Genomic DNA, 15,079 nt, shown 5'->3' with positions numbered 1-15,079 from the left:
CACACATAGCGGCCCCATGGGGCAGGTCCGGTCGCTAGGGTGACTGGTTGTGACTTCAACGGGATTCTCGCGACGCGGAGTGCTCAAGGGTGCCGCGCTGGGACTGGGCGCCGCCGCGCTCGGGTCGTTCGCCGCCGCCCCCACCGCGTCCGCGCAGGGCCGCACAGCACTCGTGATCGGCAGCGGTTTCGGTGGCGCCGTCGCGGCACTGCGGCTCGGGCAGGCCGGTTACCAGACGACGGTGCTCGAGCGGGGAAGGCGCTGGGACATCGACCCCGGCGGCAACACCTTCGCCACCTTCGACGCGCCGGACGGCCGTGCCGCGTGGTTCTCCACCAAGCCTCCGATCAACCCGCTCACCCAGTTCCAGCCGATCCCGAAGTACGCGGGCGTCGTCGAGGAGATCAAGGGAAACGGCATCACCACCGTGCACGGCGCCGGCGTCGGCGGCGGCTCGCTGGTGTTCGGTGCGTACTCGGTGCAGCCGCGTCGCCGTGACTTCGAGTACGCGTTCCCGACCTCGATCGACTACTCCGAGATGGAGCGCGTGTACTTCCCGCGGGCGAAGAAGGAACTCGGCACGTCGCCGCTGCCCACCGACCTGCTCGCCCGCCCCGAGTACCAGGGCGCCCGGTCGTGGCTCGCCGACCTCGCGGACTACGGCACCGAACCGGTCTACAACGACTTCTGCGTCGACTGGGACCTGGTCCGCGCCGAGTTCGCAGGCACCAAGCGCAAGTCCATCGCCATCGCCGAGGGTCCGTACGGCATCAACTCGGGCGCGAAGAACAGCGTCGACCACAATTATCTGCCGCGCGCCGAGGCGACCGGCAACGTCACCGTGGTGCCGCTGCACGAGGCGGTCCGCATCCGGGAACGGGGCGACCGCAAGGGCTTCGAGGTCACCGCCCGTGAGATCGACGTCGACGGCAACGAACTCGCCACCCACACCTTCACCGCGGACGTCCTGTTCCTAGCCGCCGGCTCGTACCACACCACGGAACTGCTGGTCACCGCCCGCGCGACCGGGACGCTGCCGCGACTGAGTCCCGAGGTCGGGCAGGGCTTCGGCAACAACGGCGACTTCCTCACCACCCGCGTGCTCAACCGCCACGACTACGGCCCGGTGCAGGCCGGTCCCGGTATCGCGCTGATGTACGACGACGAGGATCCCGCGGGCTCGGTGTCGATGTCGTGGCAGGCGGCGCCGCTTCCGGCGCTCGCGAGCGGCAGCACCACCACGCACCTCATCCAGGCGTTCACGAATGAGCGTGGCTCGATCGACTGGAACCCGGCGACCGGGCGGGTGGAGTTGAACTACCCGCACCCGGAGGGCGGCGAGCTCGACCAGCAGGGCATGCGCTTCGCCGGGAAGTTCCACGACCGGGCGAGCGTCCGGCACGGGTTTCCGGCCAACGGCACCCCGGTCTACTCGCGGGCCATCGGGTTCGGCAGTGCGTCGACGTACCACGGTCTGGGCGGCGTCGTCATGGGCAAGGCGGCCACCGACGACGGCCGCGTGCACGGCTACGACAACTTGTACGTCGTCGACGGTGCGCTGATCCCGGGCGCGGTCGGTCTGGTCAATCCGTCGCTGACCATCACCGCCGTCGCGGAACGCTGCATGGACCGCTTCCTCGCGCGAAACTAGCCCGTCCCGCCCACCGGCTGAACGTGGCGTTCGTGCGGACCAGCGAGATGAATGTGGCTTTCAGCCGATACGGGCCGTGGCTGAAAGTGGCTTTCACGCGGATCAGCGAGATGAAGGTGGCGTTCAGCCATTGGGTTGGGTGACCCGAGAGCTGGTATCCGACAGGACCCCGTGACCCGGACTCGGGTCACGGGGTCCTGTCGGCTGTCCGTCAGTGCGCGGCGACGAGCACTTCGCCCTCGGACTCGGGCAGCTTTCCGGCGGGGAGCAGGAACACCGAGACGATCGCGCCGCCGACGAAGATGGCGGCCGCCCACCAGAAGGTGGTGGTGTAGCTCGCGACCGCGGCCAGTGCCGGGGTCTGCGGTCCCGCCGCGTGGCCCGCGACGTAGTCCGCGGCGGCGGTCGCGGCGACGGTGCTGAGCAGTGCGGTGCCGATGGATCCGCCGACCTGCTGCATCGTGTTCACCGTGGCGGAGGCGACGCCGGCGTCGTCGGGGTCGACTCCGGTGATCGCACCCTGCATGCCGGGTGCGAACACCATCCCCATGCCGAGGCCGAGCAGGACCAGTCCGGGGAGGATGTGCGGTGCGTAGCTGCTGTCGATCTCCAACTGTGCCAGGACGGCGAGACCGGCCGCGCCGAGCAGCAGACCACCGGTGATCAGCGGACGCGGACCGAACCGCGGCAGCAGCACCCCCGTCGAGGTGGTCGCCGAGATCACCATGCCCGCGACCATCGGCAGGAACGCGACGCCCGTGACGATCGGGGAGTACATCAGGATCGTCTGCAGGTAGAAGGTCAGGAACAGGAACACCGCGAACATGCCGGACCCGGTGAGGAACATCGCCAGGTACGAGCCGCCGCGGATGCGGTCGAGGACGATGCGCAGCGGCAGCAGCGGGTGTGCGACGCGGGTCTCGATCACGACGAACACCGCGAGCAGCACGCCGCCGGCGACGAGCCAGGCGATGGTGGCGGGGTTCGACCAGCCGTGCGACTCGGCGTGCGAGAACCCGTAGACGATGCTGAACAGCGCCGCGGAGACGCTGACGGTGCCGGGGATGTCGAGCTTCGGCCGATGCTCGGCGCGGTGCGCGGCCATCAAGGTCAGGGCGCCGACGAGCGCAACTGCCGCGAAGGCCAGGTTCACGAAGAACGTCCAGCGCCACGACGTCCACTCGGTGAGCGCGCCGCCGAGCAGTAGGCCGATCGCGCCGCCGGCGCCTGCGACGGCACCGAAGATGCCGAACGCCCGGGCTCGTTCCTCGGGTCGCGTGAAGGTGGTCGCGAGCAGCGACAGTGCCGCGGGTGCGAGCAGCGCGGCGAAAACGCCCTGGCCGGCGCGAGCGGCGACCAGCATCGGGAAGTTGACGGCGGCGCCGCCGATCGCGGACATCGCGGCGAAGCCGACGAGGCCGATGACGAAGGTGTTGCGACGGCCGAAGAGGTCGCTGAGCCGGCCGCCGAGCAGCAGCAGACTGCCGAACGCGAGCGCGTAGGCGGTGACCACCCACTGCCGGTCGGCGTCGGAGAACTCGAGCGCGCGCTGTGCGGCGGGGAGCGCGATGTTCACGATGGTCGCGTCGAGGACGACCATGAGCTGCGCCAGGGCGATGACCGCGAGGACGAGCCAGCGCAGCCGGTGCTCCCTCTCGGACGAGTCGTGACCGGCGTCGGGCCGGTCGAGTGTGGTGGTTGTCATGGAAGTGCCCCCTCGATGTGGCATGACGTGACGGGCTTCGAAAGAACTGGAGGAGTAAGCTCCACTTAGGTAACCGTACGCCTATGTGGAGGAGTTGTCTCCGCTTAGTTTTCAGCGTCGTGTCGGATCCATCCGGATTTGTCCGTTTTCCGGTCCGGATTCGCCGCGAAACGGGAGATGCGAGAATGAGTTTCGTGAGCACTGTCACAGGGGGACGCCCGCTGCGCGCCGACGCCGAGCGCAACCGGCGCAAGATCCTCGCCGCCGCCGCCGAGCTGTTCGCCCTGCGGGGCATCGACATCACCCTCGACGACGTCGCCAAGCAGGCGAAGGTCGGTGTCGGCACCGTCTACCGGCGGTTCTCCTGCAAGCAGGAACTCGTCGACGGCGTCTTCGAGCAGCACATGGCCGACATGGAGGCCGGTGCAGCTGACGCACTCGAGGTCGACGATCCGTGGCAGGGCCTCGCGAACTTCATCGCATTCACCTGCGAGGAGATGGCCAAGAACCGCGGGCTCGGTGAGGTGTTCTTCGGCTGCGACGAGGGCCGCGAGCAGATCGCCTGCGTCCGCGAACGCGTCGAACCGCTCGTCGGCAAGCTCCTCGCCCGCGCCCAGGACGCCGGGGTGGTGCGTCCCGACGTCGACGCGAACGACCTGCTCGCCGTCGGCAAGATGGTCGAGGCGTTCGCCGAGTTCGCCGCCCCTGTCGCGCAGGACGCGTGGCGCCGCTACCTCGAACTGGTCCTCGACGGACTACGGGCCGAAGGCACGGCGCGCACGCCGCTCACCGTGCCGCCGCTGACGGCCGAGCAGATCGCGGCCGCGAAGATCGCCGCCCGCGGCTGAGTCGCAGACCGGCAGCTGCCGTCGGCGGTGCCGGCCGTCAGCTGTCGTCGCGCTGACGCAGCACCCCGGCCGCGGCGATCGTGACCAGGCCCACCGCGGTCATCGCGACGGTCAGCCACTGCGGGTCCGGCGGAAGCGACGCCGTCATCCCCCGGGACAGCGATCGAAACGGCGACGGCCACAGGTCGGCGAACACCCCGGGTGCCGCCTGCCCCGCGACGGTCAGCGCGCTCGGCACGAACAGCACCGACAGCCCGGCAACCAGTGAGCCCGAGCGCACCGGGTCGCACGAGCCCACCGCATAACCGGCGATGGGGGCGAGGATCAGCCAACGCGCGGCGTCGTTCATCCCGTCGGTGAGATCGGGCAGGAACCCGGCGACCGACACGGTGGCGAGCAGCGTCAGTCCGACGACGACGCTCGGCCACCGGGCCCCGACCGCCACGCCGACCGCCAGCCCGGCGGCAAGGATGGCGACGCCGATCCAGCTGGTGTCCGACCAACCGGACAGCGGCGCCGCGGCCGCGACAACGGCCGTCGTCGTCAGGAGCAGTGTGCCGTCCTGCCCGTCGAGCGCGAACGCCGAGGCTATCGTGACCGCGACGAACACTGCCAGCAGGACCGCGGCAAGCGGCCGATTGTCCAGGGTCGCACCGATTGCCGCGTTCGTCGCCAGCGCCGTCGCCACCACCGCCGCGGTGACCGCGAGACCGCGGGTGGATCGGCCCGCCGTCCGGGTGCCGCCGAGCGCGACCGCGAACGCAGTCGCGACGACGGCGGGCAGCAGCAGCCACCAGATCGGTGCCGCGGCGACGGTGACGACATCGGTCAGTGGGTTGTAGGCGGTCCATCCCCGCTCCGGTGACGTGCCGAGAAGTTCGGTGGCGAGGGGGACCACCACGAAGGCGGCGACCGCGGAACCGGTGAGGAGGACGGTGCCGATCCTGTCGGAGGCGGCTGCAGCCGCGCCGCCGAGGGCGACACCGGCGGCGATGCCCCACACCCACGTCGCGGCAAGCAGCCATTCGAACTGCAGCGCACCGTCGTTCGCGTACTGCACCGCGACGAGCAGGCCCAACCCCACCAGCGTCGTCAGTCCGGCGCCGCGAGCGGACCTGCGACCCGACAACCGGCCGGCGACCGCGGCGGCGGCCAGCACCCCGACCGCCGCCGCTACCTGGCCGCTCGTGACGAGCGCCTTCATCTGCCCTTCCGAACCGGCGATCCCGGACGCGGGTGGGGTGACGAGCGCCCAGCCTGCGACCGTGCCGACGAGCAGCGCGGTCAGCAGTTCGACGGTCCGGCGCACGGTGCTCATCGGGACGCCCGCAGTCCGCGCACACCCCACGCGCAGAACACGACGGCCAGCGCGAGCGCGATGCCCGCGACGCGGTCGTCGTAGATCGGGATTCCGAGGAACGAATCGAGGTACTCGTCGAGTTGGTTCGAGTACTCGCGCGACATCTCGACGCCCTCCAGAGGCTCGTACGCACCGTTGTAGATCACCTGCGCGGCGGGCATGACCACCGTCGCCGCAGCGTGGAAGACCGTCGAGACAAAAGGGATCACCAACGCGGCCGCGGCGACGGCCGCGAGCGAGGAGAGGGTGCCGCCGATCGCCAAGCCGGCCCCGACCCCGACGACGGCGAGCCTCGCCAGCAGCCACGCGCCGTCCGATCCGAAGTCCGGCCAGATCGCGCCTACGACCGGGACCAGTGCCGCGACACCGAGACCCACCAAGGGAAGCGGCCGCCGCGCTGCGATCGCCAACCCGGCGGCGACCGCAACGCCGGCAACCGCGACCGCCGACCAGGCGGGGAAGTCCCGGAGCGGGCTGCGCAGGTCGACGAGCACCGGCATGGCTGCGGCCGCGATGCCGGTGACCGCCAGCAGGATCGCGCCGTCCCCGACACGGGTGTCCACGAGGCGCGCGCACACCTCCGTCGCCACCAGAACCACGACGATCGACACCGCGATCGCGATCCACTGCCTGGTTCGGCCTTCCGTGTCGCCGCTCGAGATCCAGGCGGTGAGAAGACGATTCGCGACGGCGACAACAACGACGGTCAGCAGCGCGACTCGTGCCTGCTCGCCCGTGACTGGCTGTGGCGCGGGACCGGGCGCGGCCACCGCAACCAGGGCGAGAACGACGGTCGCAGCGAGCAGCCACACCGCGGGTTCGCCGAGCGACGACGTGCTCCTCTGGGTCTCGACCGACGCCCACGCGGACACCGACAGGAAGCCACCGACGGCACCGAGCGCCACCGCGAGCCGGGCGAGCCGGTGCTCCCATGCGGCGGCGACGGCGGCGCCGAGCAGGACGCCCGCCGCGACGGCCTTGAGGACGTGCAGGGCGATGAGACCGTCGATTCCGGCGACCTCCGGCACCCAGGATCGCACCGCCCACACGATCACCGTCGCGACCGCAGCCGCGCCCCACGCCGCCCGGGCGGAACCCGCCCGTTGCAGGAGCACACACGCGGCAACCGCGACCACCGCACCGACCGCGATGCCGGTGGGCTGGGCGCTCAGCCAGCGGTCGAGCTCGCGTTCAGACGTGTACACCGCCCAGGTGCCGCCAGGCGGATCGGTCAGCGTGAACGCCGCGAGAACGGCAGCGGCGAGGGCGGCGAGCACCGTCGGGGAGTCGCGAAACGAAACGGGCATTGCCCGAAACTAGTGGACATCACATGCCGAACCGCCGAGCCACGGCGGCCCGGCGGTTCGGTGGGGAGTGGGCTCAGGAGTTGGCGGCCTCGACGATCACGGCGGTCACCTCGTCGGGGCGGGACACCAGGGAGGCGTGCGAGGCGTCGATCTCCGTGGTGTGTGCGAGTGCCCGCTTCGCCATCATGCGCTGCGCGTCCGGCGGGATCACCTGGTCCTGCGACGACACCAGGTACCAGTTGGGGCGCGTCGTCCACGTCGGCGTCGCGCTCGGCTCCAGGTTCGCCACCAGCGCCGCCGACTTCTGGTGCGCGAACATGTCCGCGGCGACGGCCGGGGTCACGTCCTGCGCGAAGATGTCGTGGAAGTACTCCTCGGCGATGAATCCGTCGAGGTTCTTGCCACCGATACCCTGCGGGTCGTCCACGATCTTCAGTTGCAGTGCCGGCGGGAGCAGCTTGCTGCCGGGGAACACCAGGGGATTCAGGATGCCCTGCACGAACTCTCCGCGGTCGGGGGCGAACGCCGCGATGTAGACGTTGGCCTTGACGTTCGGGTTGTCGGCGTTGGTGATGACCACGCCGCCGTACGAGTGGCCGACGAGGACGATCGGGCCGTCGATCGTGGCGAGTTGCTGTTCGAGCAGTCCGGAGTCGTACGCCGGGCCTCGCAGCGGATTGTCGAAAGTCTGTACGGGGTATCCCTGCGCGGTGAGGTTCGCGGCGACGTCCTTCCATCCGGAGGAGTCCGCGAACGCGCCGTGCACCAGGACGACGGTTGGCTTGGTCTGCGCCGATGCCGGCGCCGCCGTCAGCCCGAGCGCGCTCAACGCGAGCAGAGCCACTGCGAACAACCGGGAGGCTCGGGACAGGATGGGTTTCGGGAAGGGCATGGCTGGCTCCCGTTCTGTGGTGGGCACAGGACTGTCGGTGGCGCCCGGGGGCCGCTGTCGGGGGACGCCCCCGGGCTGGGTTGACGGTAGGTCGGTTGAGTGCGTGGAGAATCGGCCGGCTGCGCGCGGTGTTGTCCTCAGGGTGCACGTTGTGACGGGGCGCGGCGCAGGCGCCCCGGCGTGACGCCGTAGGCCTCGCGGAAGCGGCGGGTGAAGTGCGTGGGGTCGACGAATCCGTGGCGCTGCGCGATGGTCAGGATCGTCAGGTGTCGACTCCTGCTGTCCAGCAGCATCTTCCGTGCCTCCTGCAGGCGACGTGCCGCGATGTGGTCGCCGAGGGTGGTGCCCGTCGTCGACCACACGGAATGCAGGTGTCGAACGGAGATGTGGTGCGCCGCAGCGATGGTGGAGGGTCGTAGGTCCGGGTCGCCGAGGTTGGCGTCCACGTGTCGCCGGATGCGGGTGAGCAGCTCGGCGCGCGGGTCCTCGGGTCGAGTGCGGGCCGCTCCCAGGATCAGGGCTCGCACCAGATCGACCGTGGGATCGACCAGTTCGGCGAGCACGGACGGTGTCCGGGTGGCGACGTCGACGAGGTCGTCGAGGCTGCGCCGGATCAGGTCGTGCAGCGCGGGGTCGTCGCGCAGATGCAGTGCGGCGTCGGTCAGGCAGTCGGGTGGTACCCCGACCGCGGCGTGGTCGAGCGTGATGCTGACGGCGGTCCCCGCGTCGCGCCGCCGGAAGTCGTGCGGTGCGGTGTGGTCGATCAGGATCAGGGTGGGTCCCGGACGGACCGCGGTAACGGTGTGCCCGTACTGGGTGAACGTCCAGTCGCCGGGGCTGACCGCAGCGACAGTCAATCGGTGTACGGCACCGCCGCGGCCACGTCCGACGGAGACACCGGTTCCGGCCCCGTCGACGAGCACCACGGCGCACCCCAGGTCCCACGTCCGGACCCGCGCCCACCGCTCGGCGGTGGGCAGCGGCCGGATCGACACCGGGACACCGTCCGGAGGCAGCGACGTGCGCTGCGGGTTCGGGGTCGGCTCACGAGGCACTTCGATGTCACATCCGCTCGATCGAGTGCGCCCATGGTATCGCCGCGTCCCGGGGCGCGCCGGGCGAGCGATCCGGCTGTCAAGCGGTGGGTTCACCGGCAGGTTCGCCCGCGTGCGCGAGGGCCCATTCCAGTGCCATGTCCGCGACGGCCTCCCAACCGGGTTCCGCGCACGTCCAGTGCGACCGGCCCTCGAACACGTGGAACTCCGTGAGCGCCGGGGACTTCCGGTAGTGATGGGCATTCGACTTGTTCACAGACGCGGGCATGATGTGGTCCTCCCCGCCCGCGATGAACAGCAGGGGTGCCCGGTCCGCGGCGTAGTCCACCCACGTCTCCTGATGCCCGGGCTTGAAGTTGGCGATCAGCCCGTACGCCCAGATCCAGTTACCCGGAGCCGGGATGTGGTACCGCTCCCACACGGCGTCGGAGTCCTCGCGGCTGAGGGTGTTCGCGAAGGCGTAGTGGAACTCCTCGGGCGTGAACCCGACCGCGCGGTGCAGGTTCGCCGGGTTCTTCAGCGCCGGAAACAGCGACTTGACCTGAGAGAGCGGCGTGACGTGGACGCCCTCCGTCGGGGCCGAGTCGATCACGACGCCGGACGCACCGAGCCCGCGGGCGAGCAGCAACTGCGTCAGGGTGCCGCCGAACGAGTGGCCCATGATGATCGGCGGGTGATCGAGACCCTCGATCACCCCGGCCAGATGGTCCACGGTCTCCGGAACCGTCAACTGCGCAATGACGTCGGGATTCTCCCGCAGCGCCTCGACCTCGATGTCGAAGCCCGGATACCCGGGAGTGATCACGCGGAGGCCCTTGGCCTCGTAGTACGCGACCCAGCCCTCCCAGCTGCGTGGCGTCATCCACAGGCCGTGGACGAGAACGACGGTGTCCGGGGACGTGGGAGAGGGCATGGCGGGGGCCTTTCGTGTGGGTACCACTGCCTGGTTCGGCTGGACGGTAGTGCGATCACCCGGTCCGGAACCGGCTGCGACGGCACGGCGCTGTTCTCACAGCGAAGCGATCAGTCGTCCGGCGCCCGTGCCGCGGTGGTGTCGTCGTGCCGCTGCGCGGCGGCCGCGTCGCGCCACTGTGAGGGGGTCACCCCGTACGCGGCCCGGAACCGGCGGGTGAAGTGGGCGTGTCCGGAGAACCCGAACCGCCGGGCGATCACCGCGATCGGGACCGCGGCGGCGCGGGCGGTCCCCAGTTCCTCGTACGCGCGTCGCAGTCGTTGCTCGATGATCCACTGCTCGAGGCTGAAACCCGCAGCCGCGCACAGGGTGTACAGGTGTCGCGTCGAGATCCCGTGTGCTGCGGCGATCGACTCCGCCGACAGCGACGGGTCGAACAGGTGGGCTCGCACGTGACTGCGGATCCGGGTGGTCAGGGTGTCGTTCATCGCGGTGCGGACGTACGCGCCGCCGTGCGCCGTCGCGAACAGCGCCCGGGCGAGGTCGATCGCGGCCTCGCCCAGTGCGGTAGCGCCCGGGGTAGCGCTCAGGGCGTCGCCCTCGACGGTCAGGGTGGAGATGTGGTTGGAGATCATCCGGGCGATCGGACTGCGCTCCGGATGGGCCGCGCCGCCGAGGATCACGTCGGACGGCAGGTCGAGCCGGTCCAGGGGCACGTGCAGGCACCGCGAACTGCCGAAGGTGTCCCAGGCGTAGTCGTAGCGCGCGTTCAGGTCCACCACCATCAGTTCACCGGGTGCGACGAGTCGCTGGACCCCGCCCTGTTCGTAGCGGGCGGTGGCGACCTCCTGCACCGCGATGGAGATCAAGGGCGACGGTGTCCGGACGGCCTGCTTGCCGGTGCGCAGCAGCGTCATCCCCGACATCCGGGACCGGAAGATGCTGGCGTCCCCGTAGGACCAGACCTCCATCAGTGAGGAGACCACCGACGGGTCCTCGAGCGTCACGTTCGAGGGCGCAGAGTTCTCCTGCATGGCGGTACACGTCGCGTCGGCGCGGTCCCCGGCCTCGAACTCGGCGGTGTCGAAGACAACGGTCATCCTGTGTCGGGCTCCTCGCTCGCACTGTGACGAGCGCGCCGGGGCCAACTTGCCGGGACCCGGTGCGCTGCAGGACAATCTCTGTCGACGCTAGTGCGATCGTCCGCGTCGTGCACGGTCGAGCGACGACTGTTCACACATCCGTGACATCGTGCGCCGCGGATCGGCCGAGACACGGGCGTCGCAGCACCGGATCGCACGTCCAGGCATGCCACGATTGCCGCACCACCACACGAGGCGAGGACACCCGACAATGGTTTCGATCACCGAGAAGGCCACGACGCTGCTCGCTCTGCACCGGCCCGGCGATCCCGTGATCCTGCCGACCGTGTGGGACGCCTGGTCCGCGAACCTTGCGGCACAGGCCGGTTTCGCCGCGCTGACGGTTGGTTCGCATCCCGTCGCCGACTCGATCGGCCGCCCGGACAACGAGGGCATGACCTTCGGAGAGCTGCTCACCCGCGTCACCCAGATCACCGCGGCCGTCGACCTCCCGGTCTCGGTCGACATCGAGTCCGGGTACGGCCAGACCCCGCAGGCCCTCATCGACGGGCTGGTCGAGGTCGGAGCGGTCGGGCTCAACATCGAGGACACCGTGCACGGCGAGGGCGGTCGGCTCCGCGAAGCCCAGGAGCACGCGGACTTCGTCGGTGCCCTGCGCCGCGCCGCCGACGCGGTCGGCGTGCACGTCGTCATCAACGCCCGCACCGACATCTTCCTGCGGCAGATCGGGGACGAGTCGGACCGCTCCGCCCGTGCCGTCGCCCGCCTCGCCCTCTGCGCGGAGGCAGGCGCCGACTCGCTGTACCCGGTCGGGTTCCACAGCGACGAGGTCTACCGCGAACTCGTCGAGGCGCTGCCGCTGCCCGTCAACGCGATCGCCGATCCGGCCGCAGGCAACCGTGCCCACCTCGCGTCCCTCGGCGTCGGCCGGGTCAGCTTCGGCCCCCTGCTGCAGGCGAACCTCGCCGCCCGCGCCACCGAACTGCTCGCCACCTGGCGCTAGCGCAGGTAGGACTCGGCCTGGGTGCGGACCAGGTCGACGAGGTCGCCCTGCGCGACGTTGACGTCGAGCAGGTGCAGTCCCCACGACTCGTTCGGGACGGCAGGCAACAGCTGCGCGCCGGGGCCCTCTATCAGCAGCACGTTCGCGGCGCCACCGGTGCAGCGGCCGGTGAACGACCCGGTGTCACTGCTCCCGACCGTGCCCCGAAGCGGCGCGGTCGCGGAATTCTCGTGCAGCGATGCCGGATTGGTGCACAGCACCTCCAGACCCGGGGACGGCGCCACCCCGTAGCGGATGTCCGCGGGCAGCCGCGAGTACGCCGAGTACGCGACGACGCAGCCCGTCTGCGCGGCATCGGTGCAGGCGGGCACCGAGTCGAAGTCGCCACCGACGACGTCACCGGCCCGGACGGTCACGTTGCCGCCGAGCAGCAGCGCCGACACCAGCTGCGCCTGCACCGGGGTGCCCTCGATGCGCTCCTGGATCAGGGTGCGCAGCATCCGGGTGCCCTGGGAGTGCCCGATCAGGACGACGCCGCGACCGTTGTTGTGGTTCGCGAGGTAGTCGTCCCAGGCGCGTTCGACGTCGTCGTAGGCGAGTTCGAGCCCGGCGGCCCGTTCCTCCGCCGAGCCGGCGAACAGGCTGCGCAACGTGACCTGCCGGTACACCGGCGCCCACACGTCGCACCTCTCGCCGAACGCCTCCGCCTGCAGACGCGCGATGCCGTGCAGTTCCGGCGACCGGTCGAAGTTCGCGTTCGTCGTCAGCTGCGCCGAAATGGTGGGGTAGACGTAGAAGCAGTCGACCGGGTTGCCCGACCGTCCGCCGCACGGGTCGTCCGGCAGTCCCGGGCGGCACAGCCACGTCGTCCCGGGATCGGCGGTCGCCGGTGGCGCCACCGCCAGCGCGGCGCCGAGAAGCGCAGTCCAGATCAGAACGACCAGCGTGCGTGCCCCGCGCGAGATCACCATGGCGTGACCATAGTGCGCGTCAGCTCCGGCGGTCGGCGTATTCCTGCAGATGCGCGACCTGCGCCGGATCGAGGGAGGGACGCACCGACTCGCGGGCCGTCGCGACGTCGGCCGCGGTGACGTCGGCGGCGTCGACGTCCCGGCGCATCGCGGCGAGCGCCGCCTCCCGCAGCAGCGCCGAGCAGTCCGCCGCCGAGTAGCCGTCGAGATCGTCGGCCAGCGCGGCCAGGTCGACGTCCTCGGCGAGCGGGACCGACCGGCCCGCGGTCCGCAGGATCTCGCGCCTCGCGTCGGCGTCCGGCGGCGGCACGAACACCAGCTTCTCCAACCGGCCCGGGCGCAGCAGCGCCGGGTCGATGAGGTCCGGGCGGTTCGTCGCCCCCACCACCACGACGTCACGCAGCGGCTCGACGCCGTCGAGTTCGGTGAGCAGCGAGGCGACCACCCGATCGGTGACGCCCGAGTCCGACGACTGCCCGCGGCGCGGTGCCAGCGCGTCCACCTCGTCGAGGAAGATCATCGACGGCGCCGAGTCCCGGGCCCGCTGGAACAGTTCACGCACGGCCTTCTCGGACGAGCCGACCCACTTGTCCATCAGCTCCGCACCCTTGACCGCGTGCACCGACAGCTGGCCGGAACTGGCAAGGGCCCGAACCAGGAACGTCTTGCCGCATCCGGGCGGCCCGTACAGCAGGACACCGCGCGGCGGGTCGACACCGAGCCGGGCGAACGAGTCGGGATGCTGCAGCGGCCACAGCACCGCCTCGGTCAGCGCCTGCTTGGTCTCCACCATGTCCCCGACGTCGTCGAGGGTCACCGACCCGACGGCCAGTTCCTCGGTGCCCGAACGGGACAGCGGCCGGATGACGTCCAGGGCGCCCAGCAGGTCCGACTGCTCCAGGCGTGGCTCGCTGCCCTCGGCGCTCGCCCGTGAGGCCGCGCGGATGGCCGCCTCGCGCACCAGCGCGGCGAGATCCGCCGCGACGAAACCAGGTGCTCGGGAAGCGATCTCGGTCAGGTCGAGCGTGTCGGTGGGGACGCGGCGCAGCATCAGTTCGAGCAGGCCGCGTCGCGTGGCGCCGTCCGGGAGCGGGATCGTCAGCTCGCGGTCGCAGACGTCCTGGCCGCGGGCGCGGTCGTCGAGGGCGTCGGGATGCGCGGTTGTCGCGACGAACGCGACACCCGGGGTGTCCACCGCCCGGCGGAGCTCGTCGAGGATCAGAGCCGACACCGGTTCCGGTTCGCCGGGCAGCAGTGCGTCGAGGTCGGTGACCAGCAGGACGCCGCGGTCGTGCCGGATCCGGGTGACGGCCCCGGTGACCCGCTGCAGTCGCGCCGCCGACTCCAGGGCGCCGACGGCGGGACCGTCGAGTTCGATGACGTTGCGGCCGGCGAGGACCGAGCGGGCGAGCGTGGCCTTGCCGACGCCGGCGGGTCCGGTGACGAGGACACCGAGATGCGCGGACGCGCCCAGGGTGTGCAGCAGGGCCGGCTCGTCGAGTGCGAGCTTGAGCCATTCGCCCAGTCGGGCGGCCTGGGTCGCGACCCCGACGAGGTCGTGCACGGCGACCGGTTCCGGCCGGGGCGGGGACTGTTCGTCGGGCGACGGGACCGCTCCGGTCGTCCCCGACGCGACAGGTGCGGGGGTCGTGGCCGGTGCCGTCGCGGTGGCCGAGCCGTCCCAGCCGACCGCCGAGTTCGGCTGCACGCTGACCGGGCCCTGGGGGTCCACCGCCGCGACCGTCAGCAGTTCCGACGTCCAGGCGACACCGAAGGTGCGGGACAGCGACTGTGTCGCGGCGACGGTGGAGACGCCGGGGCCGAGGTCGCGGGGGAGCAGTGACACCGTGTCACCGACGGTGAGGACCTTGCCGAGCAGTGCCTGGCGCAGCGTGGTCTCGGAGATCGATCGCATCGCCAGCGTCGACCCGCTCAGCGTCGCGCTACGGGCTCCGTACACGGTGACCGGTGAAACGACCACGCGCGCATCCTCTTTGATCCCCGCGTTGGACAGGGTGACGTCGTCGAGGAGGGCGGTGCCGGTGGGGGTGCCCGCCGGGGCGAGCGCGACCACGGCGGCGGTCCGCCGCGCCCCGATCACGGCGATACCGTCCCACTCGCGCAGCCCGAGCGCGGCGAGCGCCTCGGGATGCAGGCGCACGACGCCTCGGCGGGCATCGGCGGCGGACGTGTTGAGCCGGGCGGTGAGCGCGAGTTCCGGTGTGGTCACGCGCACCACAGTAGTGATCCCGCCGGCGGTGCCGGCCGATC

12 protein-coding genes are annotated in these 15,079 nt (G+C 71.0%); 3 read left to right on the top strand and 9 right to left on the bottom strand.

Annotation, left to right across the window (positions count from 1 at the left end):
- Window positions 1-43 precede the first annotated feature (43 nt).
- Window positions 44-1,651, top strand: a complete 1,608-nt coding sequence (locus tag ACFSJG_RS23435) for a GMC oxidoreductase (RefSeq protein WP_465270030.1) — start codon at window positions 44-46, stop codon at window positions 1,649-1,651.
- A gap of 211 nt (window positions 1,652-1,862) precedes the next feature.
- On the opposite strand, the gene ACFSJG_RS23430 is transcribed toward ACFSJG_RS23435, so the two are convergent.
- Window positions 1,863-3,356: a DHA2 family efflux MFS transporter permease subunit gene (locus ACFSJG_RS23430; RefSeq protein ID WP_378487624.1), complete on the bottom strand. Its 1,494-nt coding sequence runs from the start codon at window positions 3,354-3,356 to the stop codon at window positions 1,863-1,865.
- Between the two features lie 185 nt (window positions 3,357-3,541).
- Between ACFSJG_RS23430 and ACFSJG_RS23425 the strand changes: the two genes are divergently transcribed.
- On the top strand, window positions 3,542-4,204 hold the full coding sequence (locus ACFSJG_RS23425) for a TetR/AcrR family transcriptional regulator (protein WP_378487623.1): 663 nt from the start codon (window positions 3,542-3,544) through the stop codon (window positions 4,202-4,204).
- A gap of 37 nt (window positions 4,205-4,241) precedes the next feature.
- Here ACFSJG_RS23425 and ACFSJG_RS23420 read toward each other — a convergent pair whose 3' ends face one another.
- From ACFSJG_RS23420 to ACFSJG_RS23395, 6 genes are all read right to left on the bottom strand, one after another.
- The gene (locus ACFSJG_RS23420) at window positions 4,242-5,522 is read right to left on the bottom strand and encodes a hypothetical protein (RefSeq protein WP_378487622.1); all 1,281 of its coding nucleotides are present in this window, start codon (window positions 5,520-5,522) and stop codon (window positions 4,242-4,244) included.
- A complete protein-coding gene (locus ACFSJG_RS23415; protein WP_378487621.1) occupies window positions 5,519-6,871 on the bottom strand; it encodes a hypothetical protein in 1,353 nt (450 codons plus the stop codon). Before ACFSJG_RS23415 ends, ACFSJG_RS23420 begins: the two co-directional genes overlap by 4 nt.
- Window positions 6,872-6,944: 73 nt before the next feature.
- A complete protein-coding gene (locus tag ACFSJG_RS23410; protein ID WP_378487620.1) occupies window positions 6,945-7,763 on the bottom strand; it encodes an alpha/beta hydrolase in 819 nt (272 codons plus the stop codon).
- Window positions 7,764-7,900: 137 nt separating this feature from the next.
- Entirely contained in the window at window positions 7,901-8,818 is a 918-nt protein-coding gene (locus ACFSJG_RS23405; protein WP_378487619.1) for a helix-turn-helix transcriptional regulator, read from the bottom strand.
- Window positions 8,819-8,897: 79 nt separating this feature from the next.
- Window positions 8,898-9,731: an alpha/beta hydrolase gene (locus ACFSJG_RS23400; RefSeq protein WP_378487618.1), complete on the bottom strand. Its 834-nt coding sequence runs from the start codon at window positions 9,729-9,731 to the stop codon at window positions 8,898-8,900.
- A gap of 110 nt (window positions 9,732-9,841) precedes the next feature.
- Window positions 9,842-10,831, bottom strand: coding sequence for a helix-turn-helix domain-containing protein (locus ACFSJG_RS23395; protein WP_378487617.1), 990 nt, complete (start codon window positions 10,829-10,831; stop codon window positions 9,842-9,844).
- Between the two features lie 253 nt (window positions 10,832-11,084).
- Between ACFSJG_RS23395 and ACFSJG_RS23390 the strand changes: the two genes are divergently transcribed.
- The gene (locus tag ACFSJG_RS23390; RefSeq protein ID WP_378487616.1) at window positions 11,085-11,837 is read left to right on the top strand and encodes an isocitrate lyase/PEP mutase family protein; all 753 of its coding nucleotides are present in this window, start codon (window positions 11,085-11,087) and stop codon (window positions 11,835-11,837) included.
- Here ACFSJG_RS23390 and ACFSJG_RS23385 read toward each other — a convergent pair.
- Window positions 11,834-12,808, bottom strand: a complete 975-nt coding sequence (locus ACFSJG_RS23385; protein WP_378487615.1) for a DUF3089 domain-containing protein — start codon at window positions 12,806-12,808, stop codon at window positions 11,834-11,836. The two genes, ACFSJG_RS23390 and ACFSJG_RS23385, sit on opposite strands and share 4 nt — an antisense overlap.
- A 19-nt stretch (window positions 12,809-12,827) precedes the next feature.
- Entirely contained in the window at window positions 12,828-15,038 is a 2,211-nt protein-coding gene (locus ACFSJG_RS23380; RefSeq protein WP_378487614.1) for an AAA family ATPase, read from the bottom strand.
- Between the last annotated feature and the right edge of the window lie 41 nt (window positions 15,039-15,079).

Origin of the sequence: Rhodococcus gannanensis, from assembly GCF_042681175.1 — a bacterium.
Lineage (GTDB): Bacteria > Actinomycetota > Actinomycetes > Mycobacteriales > Mycobacteriaceae > Rhodococcus_G > Rhodococcus_G gannanensis.
Note: the sequence above shows the minus strand (reverse complement) of the source record. Positions and strands in the feature narration are given on the sequence as shown.

Excerpts from the sequence above, each read along its gene's own strand:
- ACFSJG_RS23430 (WP_378487624.1), bottom strand. The coding sequence starts at position 3,356 with ATGACAACCACCACACTCGACCGGCCCGACGCCGGTCACGACTCGTCC.
- ACFSJG_RS23425 (WP_378487623.1), top strand. The coding sequence starts at position 3,542 with ATGAGTTTCGTGAGCACTGTCACAGGGGGACGCCCGCTGCGCGCCGAC.
- ACFSJG_RS23420 (WP_378487622.1), bottom strand. The coding sequence starts at position 5,522 with ATGAGCACCGTGCGCCGGACCGTCGAACTGCTGACCGCGCTGCTCGTC.
- ACFSJG_RS23415 (WP_378487621.1), bottom strand. The coding sequence starts at position 6,871 with ATGCCCGTTTCGTTTCGCGACTCCCCGACGGTGCTCGCCGCCCTCGCC.
- ACFSJG_RS23410 (WP_378487620.1), bottom strand. The coding sequence starts at position 7,763 with ATGCCCTTCCCGAAACCCATCCTGTCCCGAGCCTCCCGGTTGTTCGCA.
- ACFSJG_RS23400 (WP_378487618.1), bottom strand. The coding sequence starts at position 9,731 with ATGCCCTCTCCCACGTCCCCGGACACCGTCGTTCTCGTCCACGGCCTG.
- ACFSJG_RS23395 (WP_378487617.1), bottom strand. The coding sequence starts at position 10,831 with ATGACCGTTGTCTTCGACACCGCCGAGTTCGAGGCCGGGGACCGCGCC.
- ACFSJG_RS23390 (WP_378487616.1), top strand. The coding sequence starts at position 11,085 with ATGGTTTCGATCACCGAGAAGGCCACGACGCTGCTCGCTCTGCACCGG.
- ACFSJG_RS23385 (WP_378487615.1), bottom strand. The coding sequence starts at position 12,808 with ATGGTGATCTCGCGCGGGGCACGCACGCTGGTCGTTCTGATCTGGACT.